The organism is Rhodococcus sp. MEB064, assembly GCF_000834565.1.
Classification (GTDB): Bacteria; Actinomycetota; Actinomycetes; order Mycobacteriales; family Mycobacteriaceae; genus Rhodococcoides.
Map to the genome: position 1 here is coordinate 65,283 of NZ_JXQS01000009.1, position 18,316 is coordinate 83,598.

Below are 18,316 nucleotides of genomic sequence, written 5' to 3' on the forward strand. Positions count from 1 at the left end.
GGCCGATCCTGTTTCACGTGAAACAGAGGATCCGGATTCACCCGACATGTACTACTCCTTCAAGAATGGACGAGCCGCGACGCACGGACGCTCAGCGTGATCCGGCAGCGAACTTGGGGACTCGCGCACCACGCACGGCTCGCTCTGCGCGCACAACGATAGTCGGTGTCGGAACAACGTCCTGACCGCACTGCAGGACCTCGAGATTCTTCGCACCGATGCGCGTCAAGGTTCCCTTGTCTCTGTCGATCTCCTCCTGGGCGGTACTGCCCTTCAGAGCGAGCATCACACCGCGTTCGTGGACGAGGGGCAGGGACCAACGGGCCAATTTCTCCAACGGCGCCACAGCGCGCGAGGTCACCACATCGCAGCCGCCGGCTTCCTTGATCACACCGGGTTGCTCGGCGCGGCCACGAACAACGGTCACGCTCAGACCGAGCGCCTCGACGATCTCTGCCAGGTACACCGTCCGGCGAAGGAGTGGCTCCACCAAGAAGATCGTCAGATCAGGCCGGGCAATCGCGAGCGGGATTCCGGGAAGTCCGGCACCGCTACCGACGTCGACAACACTTGCCCCGTCGGGAATCAACTCACCTACGACGGCACAGTTGAGAAGGTGTCGTTCCCACAGCCGGGGGACCTCGCGCGGCCCGATCAGTCCACGTTCGACGCCGTCCGTGCTCAACGATGCGTGATAGCGCTGTGCCAACTCGACACGGTCGCCGAACACCCGAACGAGGGCACCGTCGATCCACGAGGAGTCCGGCTGGGTTTCGTGTTCCACGTGAAACATCCTCTCGCGACGCCCGAGGACGCCATAAACCACACTGGTGTAATTCACGTGCGGCACCGATCCGGTGCGACCAGAAGTGTAGTGATTCGCTCGGACATCGCAGTCCACACATGACAAAGGGACGCGATCATCGATCGCGTCCCTTGTGTCGTGCGGATGTACGAAGGTCACTCCTTGACGACGACCACGTGTCGGTTCGGCTCGACGCCTTCGCTCTCACTCGTCACGCCGGCCACAGCCGCAACGGCGTCGTGGACGATCTTGCGCTCGAACGGAGTCATCGGGTCGAGCGGCTCACGCTCACCTGTCTCCGCTACCCGAGCGGCGGCCTGGGTACCGAGCCGAGTCAGTTCCTCGCGACGTCCGGCACGCCACCCCGCAACGTCGAGCATCAGCTTGCTCCGCTCACCGGTGGACTGCTGTACGGCCAGCCGAGTCAACTCCTGCAAAGCGTCGAGAACCTCGCCCTGTCGCCCGACGAGCTTGTTGAGATCCTTGCCTCCGTCGATGCTGACGACAGCGCGGTCACCCTCGACGTCCAGATCGATGTCGCCGTCGAAGTCGAGGACGTCGAGAAGCTGCTCCAGGTAGTCCCCCGCGATTTCGCCCTCTTCGACGAGGTAGTCGGTGTCGTCCTCGTCATCGAGAGGAGCAACCGTCTCGGAGTCGACCGAGTCACCGGCATCCGCCGTCGTCACCGCTTCGTCGGATTCCACCGCCGGAACGTCCTTGTCGTCTGTCTTCGAATCGATGGTCACGTTGTCGTCCATTTCCGTCCGCACTTCGGTCGCTTCAGATGTTCGAGAGTATCGCCGAGCGTGATCCGGAGATCACCGGCGTCGCTGCTGCTTGGGTCGGACCTTGCCGGGAGGTGCCTTCTTCTTCCGCGGCTTGGCCACGCCGTTCGACGTGCTGTCCCCGACCGTCGGCTGGGCGTCCGAATCGGCCGTCGACTCCACGGGCGACTCGGCGCCGGCCGTACGCGTCGGCTTGGCTCCGGGCGCCGGCTTCTTCTTCAGCGCGTCAGGACGAGCGCCGGGCTTGGGTGCATTGTCGTTGCGACGCTCGAGGGCAGCTTCCTTCTTCGCCGCCTCTTCCTTGTCGATCTTGCCGAAGACGAGGTGCTGCTGGCCGTACGTCCACATGTTGTTGCTCACCCAGTACAGAAGGATGGCCACGGGGAGGAACGGGCCACCGACGAGCACACCGAGGGGGAAGACGTACAGCGCGAGCTTGTTCATGATCGCGGACTGAGGGTTGGCTGCGGCCGCCTCGCTCTGGCGAGCGACGGATGCACGCGAGTTCAGGTGCGTCGCGATGCTGGCGATGATCATCAGCGGAACGGAGACCGCGATGATGGGCCCGATCGACGGGATGCCACCGAACGGCTCGAACGCGCGCAGCTGTGACTCGGGTGACGTGATGGCCGCCGAGATGGGCGCACCGAACAGTCGCGCCGACAGGAAGGACTGCACGTCCTCGACGCTGAAGAAGTAGTTCGGCGTCTCGGCGTTGACCTCGGGGGTCAGACCCAGCTGACCGATACCGGTACCGGTGCGGTTGAAGGACCGGAGCACATGGAACAGGCCGATGAAGACCGGTGCCTGCGCCAACACGGGGAGGCAACCCATGATCGGATTGAAGCCGTGCTCCTTCTGGAGCTTCTGCATCTCGACGGCAAGCTTCTGACGGTCCTTGCCGTACTTCTTCTGCAGTGCCTTGATCTGCGGCTGCAGCTCCTGCATCTGTCGCGTCGTGCGGACCTGCTTGACGAAGGGCTTGTAGAGAATCAGCCGGAGCGTGAAGACGAGGAACACCACCGACAACGCCCACGCGAAACCGCTGTCCGCGCCGAGAACGGCACCGAACACTTTGTGCCAGACCCAGAGAATTCCGGATACCGGGTAATAGATGAAGTCGAGCACGGCTCTATGTACTCCTCTGTTGGTTCACCCTCACGGGGTCATGAGACTGCGGGGAAGCGTGTTCGGTCGCATCGCGGCGACGCGGTGGAACCGGGTCCCATCCTCCAGGGTGCCAGGGCGCGCACTTGAGGAGTCGAACCACGGCGAGAACTGTGCCGACGACCAGGCCGCGTGAGCGCAGCGCATCGACGGCGTACTCGCTGCATGTCGGTGTGAACCGGCAGGTGGGCATCCGCATCGGGGACACATACGTGCGGTAGAGGTCGATCACGAAGATGGCCAGCCGGGCAGGTGACGCGATCACCCGCTTCGCCATGTGCCTCGCCGATCCCGTCATCCCGTCACGGACCTGGCCGAGGCAGCGTTGCTCTCGGAGGGGACCGGGGGAGAGGAATTCATGGCGGGTAGTGCTCCGAGTCGACGCAGGCTCGACACCACCTGGCGCTCGAGGTCCGACGACGTTGCGACGGCAGCACCGGGAAGTGCGCGAAGTACGACGTCGACGTCCTTGGACACGACAGGAAGTACCGAGCTGCAGATATGACGAAGCCGGCGTGCGACTCTGTGTCGAGTCACCGCCGGCCCCACTGCTTTACTCACGACCAGTCCGAACCGAGCGCCGATCGGCGACTCCAACGACGTCGTGTCGTCCCGCGCATACAGGTGGACGACGACGTCGTGTCGGCCGGTTCGGCGACCGCGGCGGACAGCGTTCTGGAACTCGGACGTGCGGTGCAGCCGATGCTGCTCGGGAAGCACCGCGCGTCCAGGTAGGAAGAACTGTCAGGCAGTCAGCGACGCGCGGCCCTTGCCGCGACGTGCGGACACGATCGCGCGACCGGCACGCGTCCGCATACGCAGACGGAAGCCGTGCACGCGTGCACGACGACGGTTGTTCGGCTGGAACGTCCGCTTGCCCTTGGCCACGGTGGTACTCCTCGAAGATATCGGCAGTCGTGACGACGTACCGGTGTGTGCTGGTGGTCGCGAGTTCGGCGAACTCGAGTGTGTGGACTCCCGCGCAAGAGGAGGACGGCACAACCGTCCCGCGCACATGCTGCAGGTGACCGTTCGAGGGTACTGACGCCGTCGAACGAGGTCAAACTGCGCTACCTCACCGGACGCCGCGGCGCACGCACGACACGCCACGGACGGGCCTCGCCGTCCGGACCACCGACGGAACCGTTCGTCTTGTTACGACTCACTGATCCTGCTAGCTTCGCTGCTGACGAGTTCACGGACCCGGGGTCCGTGCACTCCGCCGCCGGTCACCCTTTCTCCACAGGGACGACTGCCTGCACGCATGTCCGCTGTCCGCCCTCCCGTCGAGGCCTGACGACGAGACGCGACGAACCTGCAGGTCAGAGCGTCACGCTGTCGGATCGACTGTCGGGAACCCGCCGTGGAGCTACACCGATGTCGTTTGTCCACAGCTGTGGATAATTATGTGGAAACACAGGTCGGGTGGCATATTCGACTCGTCGGACAGGGCCCGTGGGGACTGCCGGCGAACTTCGGCCGAGGCACCGTCCACGGCCCGATCGGAGGCACCGTGGAGGACGATCCGGACGTGTTGGCCGCAGTGTGGCCGACGGTCGTCGCAGAGTTGACTGCCGAATCGAACTCGGGTGCATCTCTGTCCCGCGCACAGAAGGCATGGCTCGCTCTCGTACGTCCCATCACTCTGGCGCAAGGTTTCGCCCTGCTGTCGGTCCCGTCCTCGATCGCGCAGGAAGCGGTCGAGCGGGGCCTGCGAGAACCGATTCTGGCGTCGCTCGGACGGCATCTCGATCAACCCGTCGAAGGACTCGGAGTCCGTCTGGCGCCCAACGCCGAGGTTCCGGACGCCGTCGCCGTGGATATCGAGACCGACCGCAAACCCGAGGTGACCCACAGTGCACCCGTCTACCGGCGACGGCTGCTGACGGAGTCGACGGCCGGCGAACCGTCCGACTCGGAAAGCAGCGACTACGGAGACCACGAGGAAGTCGACGACGACCGCGACGCGCTGACCAGCGTGCAGAACTCGTGGCCGACGTCCTACACAGTTCCTCCACGGTCCACGTCGATCCCGACGGGCAGCACGAGCCTGAATGCGAAGTACACCTTCGACACGTTCGTCATCGGGGCGTCCAATCGTTTTGCCCATGCCGCCGCCGTCGCCATCGCCGAGGCCCCCGCCCGTGCGTACAACCCGTTGTTCGTCTGGGGAGCATCCGGCCTGGGAAAGACCCACCTGCTGCACGCTGCAGGCCATTACGCCCAGCGTCTCTTCCCGGGGATGCGCGTCAAGTACGTCTCGACCGAGGAATTCACGAACGACTTCATCAACAGCCTCCGAGACGACCGCAAGGTCGCGTTCAAGCGCCGCTACCGCGAGACGGACGTGCTGCTGGTCGACGACATCCAGTTCATCGAGGGCAAGGAAGGCATCCAGGAGGAGTTCTTCCATACCTTCAACACGCTCCACAACGCCAACAAGCAGATCGTGGTCTCCTCGGACCGCCCGCCCAAGCAGCTGGCGACCCTCGAGGAACGTTTGCGTACCCGCTTCGAGTGGGGCCTCATCACCGACGTCCAGCCGCCGGAACTCGAGACGCGCATCGCGATCCTGAGCAAGAAGGCGCAGATGGATCGCCTGGACGTGCCGCACGAGGTGCTCGAGCTGATCGCCAGTCGTATCGAGCGGAACATCCGTGAACTCGAGGGTGCGCTGATCCGTGTGACGGCGTTCGCGTCACTCAACGGCCACACGCTCGACACGGCGCTGGCCGAAGCCGTGCTGCGTGACCTGATGCCCGACTCCTCAGGCCTCGAGATCACCGCTGCCACGATCATGGCCGTCACGGCCGAGTACTTCGACACATCGATAGACGAGCTGTGCGGGCCCGGCAAGGCGCGCGCACTGGCGCAAGCCCGGCAGATCGCGATGTACCTGTGCCGTGAGCTGACCGATCTCTCCCTGCCGAAGATCGGACAGACGTTCGGCCGCGACCACACGACCGTGATGTATGCCGACAAGAAGATCCGCAAGGAGATGGCCGAGCGGCATCGCACGTACAACCAGGTTCAGGAACTGACCGCAAGGGTCAAGCAGCGCTCCAAGCGCTGATCTCGGTGACCGATCACGGCCGTCCGGACGCCCCTCGTGGGCTCCGGGCGGCCGTTCTCGTTTCCGGCGGCAGTCGGATTTCCACTCGACGAACACCCGATTCGGCTCGATACACACCTGTGGACAACTGTGTGAATAACGTGGATACCCCGGGGATGAAACGTGTAGTTCGCGCACAGTCCACCGTTCGTCCACATGCCACCCCGTCGAACCGGTCATCGATGCCCGGGTTCATCCTCGAGCCGCCACGCCGTACCACCAGCACCGGACATACTCGATCCACAGATTCCACAGGACCTATGACTGTTGCTTGTATCTCTATCCAAGAAGATCCTTTTGAAAACAGGGTGGGGACAGATCCATTCACAACCCTCCGCCCCGGTCCCGGATCGAGGGTGGCCCGACTTTTCAGCGCGCCCTCGAGGGCATACGGTGTGGTTTGCCCACCGACTCGTGTGGAGCAGGTCAGCGAGAGGATCAACCGGGCGATGGAGCTTGGCAGTGTGAAGTTTCGAGTTGCTCGAGAAGATTTCTCCGATTCGGTGGCCTGGGTGGCTCGATCGCTCCCGTCCCGGCCCGCGGTTCCTGTTCTCGGTGGCGTGTTGTTGTCCGTCGACGACTCCGGCCTGACGGTCTCCGGCTTCGACTACGAGGTCTCGGCGCAGGTTCGCGTCCCCGTCGAGGTCGCCGGCGGCGGCCAGGTCCTCGTGTCCGGCAAGTTGCTCGCCGACATCACGCGTTCGCTGCCGAACAAGCCGGTCGACGTCTCCGTCGACGGCACCAAAGTTCTCATCACCTGCGGCAGCGCGAAGTTCTCGCTCCCGACGATGCCGGTCGAGGACTACCCGCAGCTCCCGGAGCTCCCCTCGCAGACCGGCACCATCCCGGTCGAATTGTTCGCCGAGGCCATCGGTCAGGTCGCCATCGCCGCCGGTAAGGACGACACTCTCCCGATGCTGACGGGTATCCGCATGGAGATCGACGGGGACTCCGTCGTCCTCGCGGCCACCGATCGCTTCCGCCTCGCCGTGCGCGAGTTGGACTGGACCCCCGCATCCGCAGGCACGGCCGCCGCGGTGCTCATTCCCGCCAAGACACTCTCCGAATCCGCGAAAACCATTGGTGGAGGCGCGGAGTCGGCCGTCGAGCTGGCTCTCGGCTCGGCGTCCCACATCGGCAACGACGGTCTTCTGGGCATCGTGAGCGACGGTCGGCGCACCACGACACGTCTGCTCGACGCCGAGTTCCCCAAGTTCCGACAGTTGCTGCCGTCCGAGCACACCGCGGTGGCGACCGTTCCCATCGCACCGCTGCTCGAGGCCATCAAGCGTGTAGCCCTGCTCGCCGAGCGCGGAGCGCAGGTGCGTCTCGAGTTCGCCGCCGACACCGTCACCCTCTCCGCCGGCGGCGACGACGCCGGTAAGGCCGAGGAGTCCATAGAGGCCAACTTCCAGGGCGAGGCGCTGGTGATCGCGTTCAATCCGGGGTACCTCATCGACGGGTTGAACTCACTGCACACGGAGCGGGTGTCGTTCGGTTTCACCACACCCAGTCGGCCGGCTGTTCTGCGACCGGCGGGCGAGGACGAACTCGAAGCCGACGAGACGGGTACCTTCACCGCTCCCCGCAGTGCGTACACCTACCTGCTGATGCCGGTTCGCCTCCCGGGCTGATTCTTCTCCGTCGGTCCGTTTCGGGGAGCATCCGCGTTCGTCCATCGAAAGGAAGCCACGTATGAACATCGGTCTGATCGGTCTGGGAAAGATGGGCTTCAACATGCGTGAGCGCCTGCGGCGCCATGACATCGAGGTCACCGGATACGACCCCCGTCCAGAGGTCACCGACGTCGAGTCGCTCCAGGCTCTCGCCGAGGCACTCCCCGCTCCGCGCATCGTGTGGGTCATGGTTCCGTCGGGTCCCGTCACGCGCGACACCGTCACCAGTCTCTCGGAGGTCCTCTCGGAAGGTGACCTGGTCATCGACGGAGGGAACTCGCGCTTCACGGACGACGCCGTGCACGCGGAACTGTTGGCAGCCAAGGGAATCGGCTACATCGACGCCGGCGTGTCGGGCGGCGTCTGGGGGCTCGAGAACGGGTACGGCCTCATGGTCGGCGGTGCCGCGGCGGACGTCGAACGAGCGATGCCGCTGTTCGACGCGCTGCGTCCCGAAGGTGAGCGTGCGGACGGCTTCGTCCACGCCGGACCCGTCGGTGCGGGTCACTACGCGAAGATGGTGCACAACGGTATCGAGTACGGGCTCATGCACGCGTACGCCGAAGGATACGAACTGCTCGCCGCCGAGGACCTCATCGAGGACGTCACCGGTGTGGTGCGAGCGTGGACCAAGGGCACCGTCGTCCGCTCGTGGCTGCTCGATCTGCTCGTCAAGGCGTTGCAGGAGGATCCGGGGTTCACCGACATCTCCGGGTTCACGCAGGACTCGGGCGAGGGTCGGTGGACTGTCGAGGAAGCGATCCGGCATTCCGTTCCCGCGCCGGTCATCTCGGCCGCACTGTTCGCACGATTCGCCTCGCGTCAGGTGGACTCGCCGGCGATGAAGGCCGTCTCCGCTCTGCGTAACCAGTTCGGCGGTCACGCCGTGCAACGTGCGCCCAACACGGAGAGCACCGGGGCGTAAGTGTTCGTCCGCTCGGCGACCCTGGTCGATTTCCGTTCCTGGCAGCAACTTTCGGTCGACCTGCGTCCGGGGGCCACGGTGTTCGTGGGCCCCAACGGCCACGGGAAGACCAACATCCTCGAGGCATTGGGATATATCGCGACGTTGTCGTCGCATCGCGTCTCGGGAGATGCGCCGTTGATCAGGACGGGTGCCGAGCGGGCGCTGGTGCGTGCGACGGTGGTGAACGACGGCCGAGAACTCACGGTGGACGTCGAGATCAACGACGGCAGGGCCAACCGCGCACGCATCAATACCTCACCGGCACGTCGTCCGCGGGACGTCCTGGGAATCCTGAACACCGTGCTGTTCGCGCCCGAGGACTTGTCGATGGTGCGGGGAGATCCGAGCGATCGACGACGCTATCTCGACGAGCTGATCGTCGCCCGATCACCCCGAATGGCCGCCGTGCGAGCCGATTACGACAGGGTCCTGCGTCAGCGGTCGGCCTTGCTCAAGACCGGTGGCGGGGCGCTGAGACGTGGGTCGTCGTCGACGGACGGGGCCAACGCACTGGCCACCCTCGAGGTCTGGGACGCGCAACTCGCGGCATTTGGTGCGGAGATCATCGGTCATCGCATCCGGGCTGTACGCGACGTCGGGCCGTACGTGGCCGCGTCGTACGGCAGTATCGCCCCGTCGTCGCGGCCGGCGCGGATCGACTACCGCTGCAGTATCGGCGAGTCGATGCCGCCGGAGATTCTCGAGACGACGCGCGCCGAAGAGCCCGATGACATCGAGGTACTGGAAGCTGCTTTCCTGCAACAACTCTCGGTGGTGCGCTCGCGCGAGATAGATCGTGGGGTGACTCTGGTGGGTCCGCATCGCGACGATCTGGATCTGACACTGGGTACCGATCCGGCGAAAGGCTTTGCCAGCCATGGGGAGTCGTGGTCGTTCGCGCTGTCGTTGCGGCTCGGGTCCTTCGAGCTTCTCCGTGGCGAGGGGTCGGATCCGGTACTTCTCCTCGACGACGTGTTCGCCGAACTCGATCGAGCTCGGCGTACCGCCCTGGCCGGTGTCGCCGTGACCGCCGAGCAGGTCCTCGTCACCGCGGCCGTCGCGGAGGACGTTCCGCCCGAGCTTGCCGCGAGACGCTTGGACGTGCGCGCACACGATACCGAGCAGGCGCGAGCCTCCGAGCTGACGGAGTTCGACGACACCTCGGTGGATGTCGGAGTACCGATCCATACTGGCGACGACACAGCGGAAGGGGGCGAGCGATGACCGACGACGACGCGGCGGTGCCGTTCGCCGGGGGTGCGGACGAACCACCCCTGCGGGGAGCGGACATCGCGCGTCGAGCGCTGGAGAACGCACGCGCCGCGGCGAAGGCCAACGGTAAGGCTGTCGGTCAAGGACGCGCGTCGACTCAGCGTCGGCCGCGTCGGTCCCGCACCTGGTCGGGGTCGCGGCCCGACGACCGTGATCCGCAGGCGCTCGGGTCGTTGGCGAAATCGTTGGCCAAGTCGCGCGGATGGTCGGCCAAGGTCGACGAGGGAACAGTGCTCGGCAGGTGGAGTCAGGTCGTGGGGGAGGACATCGCCGCACACACCAGTGCGGTCTCCGTGCGCGAGGGCGTTCTGTCCGTGTCGGCCGAGTCGACGGCGTGGGCGACGCAACTTCGTCTGCTGCAATCCCAGATCATCGCCAAGATCGCGGCATCGGTAGGGCACGGTGTCGTGACGTCCCTACGTATCACCGGTCCGGCCGCCCCCAGTTGGCGGAAGGGCGAACGCCACGTGTCCGGTCGAGGACCCAGGGATACGTACGGATGACCTCAACGGGTGTTGATCACATCGGCGTGAGTGCGTAGCGTCGATCTCCGAGGGATCGGTCGGATAACCCGGACGTCGGCGTACCTACGGATTTTTTCGGTGCCAACCCGATCCATCGGAGCGACCGGCGGCGAATGATCGAAGGTTCACCGAACGAGAGGGAGACTGTGACGCACGACGACCCGGGACCTGTAGTTCTGCAAGCACGCGACGTCTCGTTCGACTGGGACTCCATGCGCATGCACTACATGGACGACGATCCGCTGGCCACGCACCTGATGAACGTGATGCACCTCTTCCTCCCCGAGGGCGAGGAATGGTTCGTGCGCGTGTTCAAGGAAGCGTTGCCGCTGATCCACGACGAGAAGCTGCGCGCCGACGTCATCGGTTTCATCGGGCAGGAAGCGATGCACGCCCAGGCCCACACGGGCATCCACACGTTTCTGAAGGACCAGGGCCTCGATCCCTCGCCCTACGTGAAGCAGATGGAGTACGTGTTCCGGATCGCGCTGGACAAGCGCTCGACGGACACGAAGAACAGCCTGGTGGAACGCCTGTCGCTGATCGCCGCCATCGAGCACCTGACGTCCTTTCTCGGCATGTGGGTTCTCACCGAGAAGGGGCTGGACCGCGCGGACGTCGATCCGCGGATGCTCGATCTGGTCCGGTGGCACGGCGCCGAGGAAGTCGAGCATCGCGCCGTCGCGTACGACGTCCTCCAGTACTTCGACACCCGTCGTTTCCGGCGTATCCGCACGTACGTCCTCGTGGCGCCGACCGTGGTCGTCATGTGGGGCCGTGGGCTCAGCTTCCTCATGAAGAACGACCCCACTCTGAGCGACGAGCAGCGCAAGTACACGCTGAAGCAGGTCAGGGCTGTCACACAGCGCGGATTGTTCCCCACGGCGAAGGCCGTCGGAAAGGCGTCGGTGCGGTATCTGCGGAAGGACTACCACCCGTCCAAGGAGGGGTCGACGTCCTTGGCGGTGGCCTACCTCGCATCGTCCCCGGCGACGAGGGCAGCATCGGTCTGATGGGACAGCGCAGATTCGGACGGGCCATGGAGGCCGTCCGTGAGTACCGCGCATCGCGCACGATCCCCGAGGATCTGCACGGTCGCGGAGGTATGGACGAGATGCTCGCCCAGATCACCGACGGTCTGGACAAGATGTTCGCGATCCTCGACCACTCCGAGTACAAAGCGCGAGCGGCGCCGGTGCAGGTGCGCACTCTCGACATGGTCGTGTCGGAGAAGATGGCGATCTGTGTCGACGAGAACGTGGTCGGTCTGACGTTCCGGCGCGCGGACGGTGCCGATGTTCCGCCGTGGCGTGCGGGTAGTCACCTCGACGTCGAATTGCCGTCGGGACGGCGTCGCCAATATTCACTGTGCGGCGACCCGCGGGAGACCGACGCGTACTCGATCGCTGTCCGGCTGGTTCCGGACGGCGGCGGTGGATCGGTCGAGATGCACGCGCTCGAGGTGGGTGACCGTGTCTCGATCACCGGTCCCCGCAACGCTTTTCCGTTCGTGGCCTCGGGTTCGGCTCTCTTCGTGGCCGGCGGCATCGGCATGACGGCGATCATCCCCATGATCCGCAAGGCGCGCGAGGTCGGCATGGACTGGCACCTCGTCTACAGCGGCCGCACGACCGAATCGATGCCGTTCCTCGACGAGGTGTCGACGTGGGAGCAGGACCGTGTGACGGTGCGTACCGACGCCGTCGACGGATTGCCGGGCGCTGCCGATCTGCTGAGGGATGCACCCGACGGTGGGTCGGTGTACTGCTGTGGTCCGCCCCCGATGATCGCGGTGGTCCGCGAGGGAATCACCGCGACGTCGGCGACGCGTCTGCACTACGAACGCTTCTCGGCGCCTCCCGTCGTGGCCGGCGAATCGTTCTCCGTGGAGCTCGCGCGCACGGGCACCGTCGTGGACGTCGCATCCGACGAGACGGCCCTCGATGCCGTGCGCCGTGTCCGTCCGGGTGTGCCGTACTCCTGCCGACAGGGATTCTGCGGAACGTGCAAGGTTCGCGTTCTCGCCGGGGTTCCGGAGCATCGCGACCGTCGACTCAGCGACGACGAGCGGGCCGACCACATGTTGATCTGTGTGTCCCGGTCGGCGGGTGAGCAGCTGACGCTCGATCTCTGATGTGGCCTGTGGCGATTTCACCCACGAATTCTGTCGCGGGAACCGAGAAAAGTCCGTCTCCGACGCAATGAGGGGCCGTTTCGGGCGTGGACATGAGGCCCGAGGTCGTCCGTACCGGTAGGATGGGCGGGTAAAGACCGACGATCGCGTGCTGGCACGTGGGTCGAGGTCCTCATCCCGTCTCTCCGGTTCCGGCGAGCGCGGGCGTTCGAGGCGAGAAGGAGCACACCGGAAAAGTGGCTGACCGGAACTCAGGCAAGGGCGACAAGCCCAAGGAGTACGACGCATCGTCCATCACCGTTCTCGAAGGACTCGAGGCGGTACGCAAGCGGCCCGGTATGTACATCGGCTCGACCGGAGAGCGTGGTCTGCACCACCTCATCTGGGAGGTCGTGGACAACTCGGTCGACGAGGCGATGGCCGGCCATGCCACCACCGTCGACGTCACGTTGCTCGCGGACGGTGGTGTCCGGGTGATCGACGACGGCCGCGGTATCCCTGTCGGCATGCACGCCTCGGGTGTCCCCACCATCGAGGTCGTCATGACCCAGCTGCACGCCGGCGGCAAGTTCGACTCGGACTCCTACGCGGTGTCCGGCGGTCTGCACGGCGTCGGTATCTCCGTGGTCAATGCCTTGTCGACGCGCCTGCTCGCCGAGGTCGACAACGACGGATTCCACTGGGAGCAGACGTACACGATGTCCGTCCCCGGTGAGCTGATCAAGGGTCAGCCCACCAAGCGAACGGGCACGTCGATCTCGTTCTGGCCCGACGCGAACATCTTCGAGAAGACGGTCTTCAAGTTCGACACGGTCGCCCGGCGACTGCAGGAGATGGCGTTCCTGAACAAGGGACTGACCATCAAGCTCACCGACGAGCGCGCGTCGGACATCGAACGCATCGCGGACGAGGCGTCGGAGAGCGAGCTGGCGGAGGTCCCGAAGAACGAGGACGAGTCCGGCTCGACCCCGAAGATCAAGACGAAGACCTACCACTACCCCGGTGGCCTCGAGGACTACGTCAAGTACATCAACCGCGCGAAGACGCCGCAGCACCCGTCGGTCATCGGTTTCGCCGCGAAGGGCCCGGGCCATGAGCTCGAGGTCGCGATGCAGTGGAACTCGACGTACGCGGAGTCGGTTCACACGTTCGCCAACACCATCAACACGCACGAGGGTGGCACCCACGAAGAGGGCTTCCGATCGGCTCTGACCAACGTGGTCAAGAAGTACGCCAAGGAGAAGAAGCTCATCAAGGAGAAGGACGGTGACATGACGGGTGACGACATCCGTGAAGGTCTCGCCGCCATCATCTCCGTCAAGGTCGGTGAGCCGCAGTTCGAGGGTCAGACCAAGACCAAGCTGGGCAACACCGAGGTGAAGTCCTTTGTGCAGAAGGCCGCCGGTGAGCACCTCACACACTGGTTCGAAGCCAATCCCGCCGAGGCCAAGCTGATCATCTCGAAGGCTGTCGCGTCGATGCAGGCACGTACCGCCGCTCGTCGCGCACGAGACCTGGTGCGCCGCAAGAGCGCCACCGATATCGGTGGTCTGCCCGGCAAGCTTGCCGACTGCCGTTCCAACGATCCGTCCAAGTGCGAGATCTACATCGTGGAGGGCGACTCGGCCGGCGGTTCCGCCAAGTCCGGGCGCGATTCGATGTACCAGGCGATTCTTCCGTTGCGCGGCAAGATCATCAACGTCGAGAAGGCTCGCATCGACCGCGTTCTGAAGAACACGGAAGTCCAGTCGATCATCACCGCGTTCGGCACCGGAATCCACGACGAGTTCGACATCGCGAAGATCCGGTACCACAAGATCGTCCTGATGGCCGACGCCGACGTGGATGGCCAGCACATCTCGACTCTCCTTCTCACCCTGTTGTTCCGGTTCATGCGCCCCCTGGTCGAGCACGGATACGTGTACCTGGCCATGCCGCCGCTGTACAAGCTCAAGTGGCAGCGCGGATCGGATCCCGAGTTCGCGTACTCCGACCGTGAGCGCGACGGCCTGATCGAAGCCGGTCTCGCGGCCGGCAAGAAGATCAACAAGGACGACGGCATCCAACGCTACAAAGGCCTCGGCGAGATGAATGCCAAGGAACTGTGGGAGACCACGATGGATCCGAGCGTGCGTGTCCTGCGTCAGGTGACGTTGGACGACGCGGCAGCCGCCGACGAACTCTTCTCCATTCTCATGGGAGAGGACGTCGAGGCGCGTCGTAGCTTCATCACCCGTAATGCCAAGGACGTTCGTTTCCTCGACGTATAGCGAATTCGCCTGTGCGACTCGATGATCGAGACGCACAGGTGACGACGCACGAAAGGTTTCTTCTTCGATGACCGACACCACCCTGCCGCCGTCCGGCGGAGACGGACCCACGTCCGATCGCATCGAGCTGGTCGACATCCAGCAGGAGATGCAGAACAGCTACATCGACTACGCGATGAGCGTGATCGTCGGTCGCGCGCTGCCCGAGGTCCGTGACGGCCTCAAGCCCGTGCACCGTCGCGTGCTGTACGCGATGTTCGACAACGGCTACCGCCCCGACCGCGGCTACGTGAAGTCGGCTCGTCCGGTCGCCGAGACCATGGGTAACTACCACCCCCACGGCGACAGCTCGATCTACGACACTCTTGTCCGCATGGCCCAACCCTGGTCTCTCCGTTACCCGTTGGTGGACGGACAGGGCAACTTCGGCTCCCGCGGCAACGACGGCCCGGCCGCCATGCGGTACACCGAGTGCCGTCTGACGCCGCTGGCGATGCAGATGCTGGCGGACATCGAGGAAGAGACCGTCGACTTCGTCGCGAACTACGACGGACGCACGCTCGAACCCACCGTGCTCCCGTCGCGGTTCCCCAACCTGCTCGCGAACGGCAGCGGTGGTATCGCCGTCGGCATGGCGACCAACGTTCCGCCGCACAACCTTCGGGAACTGGCCGAGGGCGTCTACTGGATGCTCGAGAACTACGAGGCGAGCGACGAGGTCGCCCTCGAGGCGATGATCGAGCGCATCAAGGGACCCGACTTCCCCACCCACGGCCTCATCGTCGGATCGCAGGGCATCGAGGACGCGTACCGCACCGGTCGCGGATCGATCCGCATGCGCGGTGTCGTCGACATCGAGGAGGGTGAGCGCGGCGGTACCCAGATCGTGGTCACCGAGCTCCCGTTCCAGGTGAACCCGGACAACATGATCGCCTCGATCGCCGAGCAGCTGAAGGACGGCCGCATCGCCGGTATCTCGGACATCGAGGATCAGTCCTCGGACCGAGTCGGTATGCGCATCGTGATCAAGCTGCGCCGCGACGCGGTGGCGAAGGTCGTGCTGAACAACCTGTACAAGCACAGCCAGCTGCAGACCAGTTTCGGCGCCAACATGCTCTCCATCGTCGACGGCGTTCCGCGCACGCTGCGCATCGACCAGATGATCAAGCTGTACGTCACCCATCAGCTCGATGTCATCGTCCGCCGTACCCGGTACCGGCTGCGCAAGGCCGAGGAACGCGCACACATCCTGCGCGGACTGGTCAAGGCACTCGATGCACTCGACGAGGTCATCGCCCTGATCCGTCGGTCCGCCGATGCCGATGTCGCTCGCCAGGGCCTGATGGACCTGCTCGACGTCGACCAGATCCAGGCCGACGCGATCCTCGCGATGCAGCTGCGCCGTCTCGCGGCCCTCGAACGTCAGAAGATCATCGACGAGTTGGCGTCCATCGAGATCGAGATCGCCGACCTCAAGGACATCCTCGATCGTCCCGAGCGCCAGCGCGAGATCGTCCGGTCCGAGCTGAAGGAGATCGTCGACAAGTTCGGCGACGACCGTCGTACCCGGATCATCGCCGCCGACGGCGACGTCAACGACGAGGACCTGATCGCTCGCGAGAACGTCGTCGTGACCATCACGGAGACCGGTTACGCCAAGCGCACACGCACCGACCTCTACCGCTCGCAGAAGCGTGGCGGCAAGGGTGTGCAGGGGGCCGGGCTCAAGCAGGACGACATCGTCAGCAAGTTCTTCGTCTGCTCCACCCACGACTGGATCCTGTTCTTCACCACGAAGGGCCGTGTCTACCGCGCGAAGGCGTACGAACTGCCGGAGGCGAACCGCACCGCACGTGGCCAGCACGTGGCGAATCTCCTCGCGTTCCAGCCGGACGAGCGCATCGCCCAGATCATCCAGATCAAGACCTACGACGACGCGCCGTACCTGGTGTTGGCGACGAAGGCGGGCCTGGTGAAGAAGTCCAAGCTGTCGGACTTCGACTCCAACCGTTCCGGCGGCATCGTCGCGGTCAACCTCCGCGGCGACGACGAGCTGGTCGGAGCCGTGCTGTGCAGCTCGGACGACGATCTGCTGCTCGTGTCCGCCCTGGGCCAGTCGATCCGCTTCTCCGCCACCGACGAGGTACTGCGTCCCATGGGCCGCGCCACGTCGGGTGTGCAGGGCATGCGCTTCAACGGTGAGGACCGGCTGCTCTCGCTCAACGTCGTCAGGGAGGGCACGTTCCTCCTGGTCGCGACGTCGGGCGGCTACGCCAAGCGCACCGCCATGGACGACTACCCGCCGCAGGGCCGCGGGGGCAAGGGCGTGCTGACAATTCAGTACGACCCGCGCCGTGGCACGCTGGTGGGCGCACTCATCGCCGACGACGACGACGAGCTGTACGCCATCACCTCGAGCGGCGGTGTGATCCGCACCGCGGCGCGTCAGGTACGTAAGGCCGGCCGCCAGACCAAGGGCGTTCGCCTCATGAACCTCGGTGAAGGCGATACCCTGCTGGCCATTGCACGCAATGCGGACGAGCCGGAGGACCTCGTGCTCGACGAGGCCGACGGATCCAAGGAGTCATGAGCTGAGTGAGTACTCCCGAACAGCCAGGTTCGGCCGGTAACGGTCGTCCGGCGCAGACCCAGTCCCCTGCCCAGCCCCCGGCCCCTCGGCCGCCGACGGCCGCATGGCCGCCCGTCGAGCAGGACGGGTCGCGGCCGAATCACCAGGACGCGCCCCGCCAGGGTCCCCAGGACGGGCCCCGACCGGCTCCGCAGGACGCGCCTCGTCAGGGTCCGCGTCCGGCTCGAACCGACGGTGCACCTCAGCAGCGTCAGCCCGAGCCGCCTCGTCAGCCGGAGCCGCAGCGGCAACCGCAGACGAACCTGCCCCCGCGGGGCTCGGATCAGACGCGGCCCGAGCAGACGCGGCAGGAGCCGAACCGAACCACGGTGCAGCCGGCCGCGCGAGCAGTGGACGGTCAGAAGGCACCGGAGCGTCCTCGTCAGTCCCGGCCTGCCGAAGCCACCGCGAAGGCTGCGGTGATCGACGGTCCGACGCGCAACATCGCGCGCAACGACCTCCCCACCGACATGCCCGACCTCTCGACGGTCCGGCACCCGATGCACGAGGAGCAGCGGTCGGAGCGGCAGGCACCGGTCGCCGTGGCACAGCCTGTCGGGTCCGGTGATCCGCTTCGGGCCACGGTGCAGATCCGCAAGATCGATCCGTGGTCGATGTTGAAGCTGTCCCTGGTGATTTCCGTCTCGTTGTTCTTCGTGTGGATGGTGGCCGTCGGGCTGCTCTACATGGTTCTCGACGGCATGGGCGTGTGGGATCGACTGAACAATGCGTTCTCCGACATCGTCGCCACGTCCGGTGAGTCGGGACTGGTGTCGGCGGGTCAGATTTTCGGATACGCCGCGGTCATCGGTCTCATCAACGTCGTTCTCTTCACGGCGCTGACGACGATCGGCACGTTCATCTACAACCTGTGCTCCGACTTGGTCGGCGGACTGGAAGTGACGCTCGCCGATCGGGATTGACCTCCGGACACCGGCGTTTTGGTCTTCGGCGCCGGTGTACGGTAATCTCGTT

At 65.1% G+C, this 18,316-nt stretch carries 16 protein-coding genes; 10 read left to right on the plus strand and 6 right to left on the minus strand.

Annotated features, from left to right (window positions below; genetic code table 11):
• Nucleotides 1-91: 91 nt before the first annotated feature.
• The 6 genes from rsmG to rpmH all read right to left on the minus strand — a co-directional run bounded on the left by rsmG (nt 92) and on the right by rpmH (nt 3,645).
• Nucleotides 92-793 carry a 16S rRNA (guanine(527)-N(7))-methyltransferase RsmG gene (rsmG, locus tag RU01_RS05245; protein ID WP_042573468.1) on the minus strand — a complete coding sequence of 234 codons (702 nt, stop codon included), beginning with the start codon at nt 791-793 and terminating at the stop codon, nt 92-94.
• 167 nt (nt 794-960) lie between these two features.
• Complete coding sequence (locus RU01_RS05250; RefSeq protein WP_042573469.1) at nt 961-1,563, minus strand: Jag family protein; 603 nt, start codon at nt 1,561-1,563, stop codon at nt 961-963.
• Nucleotides 1,564-1,623: 60 nt separating this feature from the next.
• On the minus strand, nt 1,624-2,718 hold the full coding sequence (gene yidC / locus RU01_RS05255; RefSeq protein ID WP_042573470.1) for a membrane protein insertase YidC: 1,095 nt from the start codon (nt 2,716-2,718) through the stop codon (nt 1,624-1,626).
• A 4-nt stretch (nt 2,719-2,722) separates the two neighbouring features.
• Entirely contained in the window at nt 2,723-3,055 is a 333-nt protein-coding gene (gene yidD, locus RU01_RS22400; protein WP_082042906.1) for a membrane protein insertion efficiency factor YidD, read from the minus strand.
• Nucleotides 3,052-3,477 carry a ribonuclease P protein component gene (rnpA, locus tag RU01_RS05260; RefSeq protein WP_042573471.1) on the minus strand — a complete coding sequence of 142 codons (426 nt, stop codon included), beginning with the start codon at nt 3,475-3,477 and terminating at the stop codon, nt 3,052-3,054. Before rnpA ends, yidD begins: the two co-directional genes overlap by 4 nt.
• A gap of 24 nt (nt 3,478-3,501) precedes the next feature.
• Nucleotides 3,502-3,645 (minus strand): 50S ribosomal protein L34, encoded by a 144-nt coding sequence (rpmH, locus tag RU01_RS05265; RefSeq protein WP_027505944.1) that lies wholly within the window; start codon nt 3,643-3,645, stop codon nt 3,502-3,504.
• Nucleotides 3,646-4,270: 625 nt separating this feature from the next.
• Between rpmH and dnaA the strand changes: the two genes are divergently transcribed.
• The 10 genes from dnaA to RU01_RS22405 all read left to right on the plus strand — a co-directional run bounded on the left by dnaA (nt 4,271) and on the right by RU01_RS22405 (nt 18,264).
• A complete protein-coding gene (gene dnaA, locus RU01_RS05270; protein WP_042573559.1) occupies nt 4,271-5,830 on the plus strand; it encodes a chromosomal replication initiator protein DnaA in 1,560 nt (519 codons plus the stop codon).
• 488 nt (nt 5,831-6,318) lie between these two features.
• On the plus strand, nt 6,319-7,503 hold the full coding sequence (gene dnaN, locus RU01_RS05275) for a DNA polymerase III subunit beta (RefSeq protein ID WP_042573560.1): 1,185 nt from the start codon (nt 6,319-6,321) through the stop codon (nt 7,501-7,503).
• 43 nt (nt 7,504-7,546) lie between these two features.
• On the plus strand, nt 7,547-8,470 hold the full coding sequence (gene gnd, locus RU01_RS05280; RefSeq protein ID WP_442970461.1) for a phosphogluconate dehydrogenase (NAD(+)-dependent, decarboxylating): 924 nt from the start codon (nt 7,547-7,549) through the stop codon (nt 8,468-8,470).
• Complete coding sequence (recF, locus tag RU01_RS05285) at nt 8,471-9,736, plus strand: DNA replication/repair protein RecF (RefSeq protein WP_042573473.1); 1,266 nt, start codon at nt 8,471-8,473, stop codon at nt 9,734-9,736.
• Nucleotides 9,733-10,287 (plus strand): DUF721 family protein, encoded by a 555-nt coding sequence (locus RU01_RS05290; protein ID WP_042573474.1) that lies wholly within the window; start codon nt 9,733-9,735, stop codon nt 10,285-10,287. Before recF ends, RU01_RS05290 begins: the two co-directional genes overlap by 4 nt.
• 134 nt (nt 10,288-10,421) lie before the next feature.
• Nucleotides 10,422-11,321 carry a metal-dependent hydrolase gene (locus RU01_RS05295; RefSeq protein ID WP_042573475.1) on the plus strand — a complete coding sequence of 300 codons (900 nt, stop codon included), beginning with the start codon at nt 10,422-10,424 and terminating at the stop codon, nt 11,319-11,321.
• Nucleotides 11,321-12,442 (plus strand): PDR/VanB family oxidoreductase, encoded by a 1,122-nt coding sequence (locus RU01_RS05300; protein WP_052493128.1) that lies wholly within the window; start codon nt 11,321-11,323, stop codon nt 12,440-12,442. The genes RU01_RS05295 and RU01_RS05300 overlap by 1 nt, the downstream gene beginning before the upstream one ends.
• Nucleotides 12,443-12,678: 236 nt before the next feature.
• Nucleotides 12,679-14,712 carry a DNA topoisomerase (ATP-hydrolyzing) subunit B gene (gene gyrB / locus RU01_RS05305; protein ID WP_042573476.1) on the plus strand — a complete coding sequence of 678 codons (2,034 nt, stop codon included), beginning with the start codon at nt 12,679-12,681 and terminating at the stop codon, nt 14,710-14,712.
• Nucleotides 14,713-14,779: 67 nt separating this feature from the next.
• Nucleotides 14,780-17,302, plus strand: a complete 2,523-nt coding sequence (gene gyrA / locus RU01_RS05310; protein WP_042573477.1) for a DNA gyrase subunit A — start codon at nt 14,780-14,782, stop codon at nt 17,300-17,302.
• Between the two features lie 5 nt (nt 17,303-17,307).
• Nucleotides 17,308-18,264, plus strand: coding sequence for a DUF3566 domain-containing protein (locus RU01_RS22405; RefSeq protein ID WP_082042907.1), 957 nt, complete (start codon nt 17,308-17,310; stop codon nt 18,262-18,264).
• Nucleotides 18,265-18,316 lie beyond the last annotated feature (52 nt).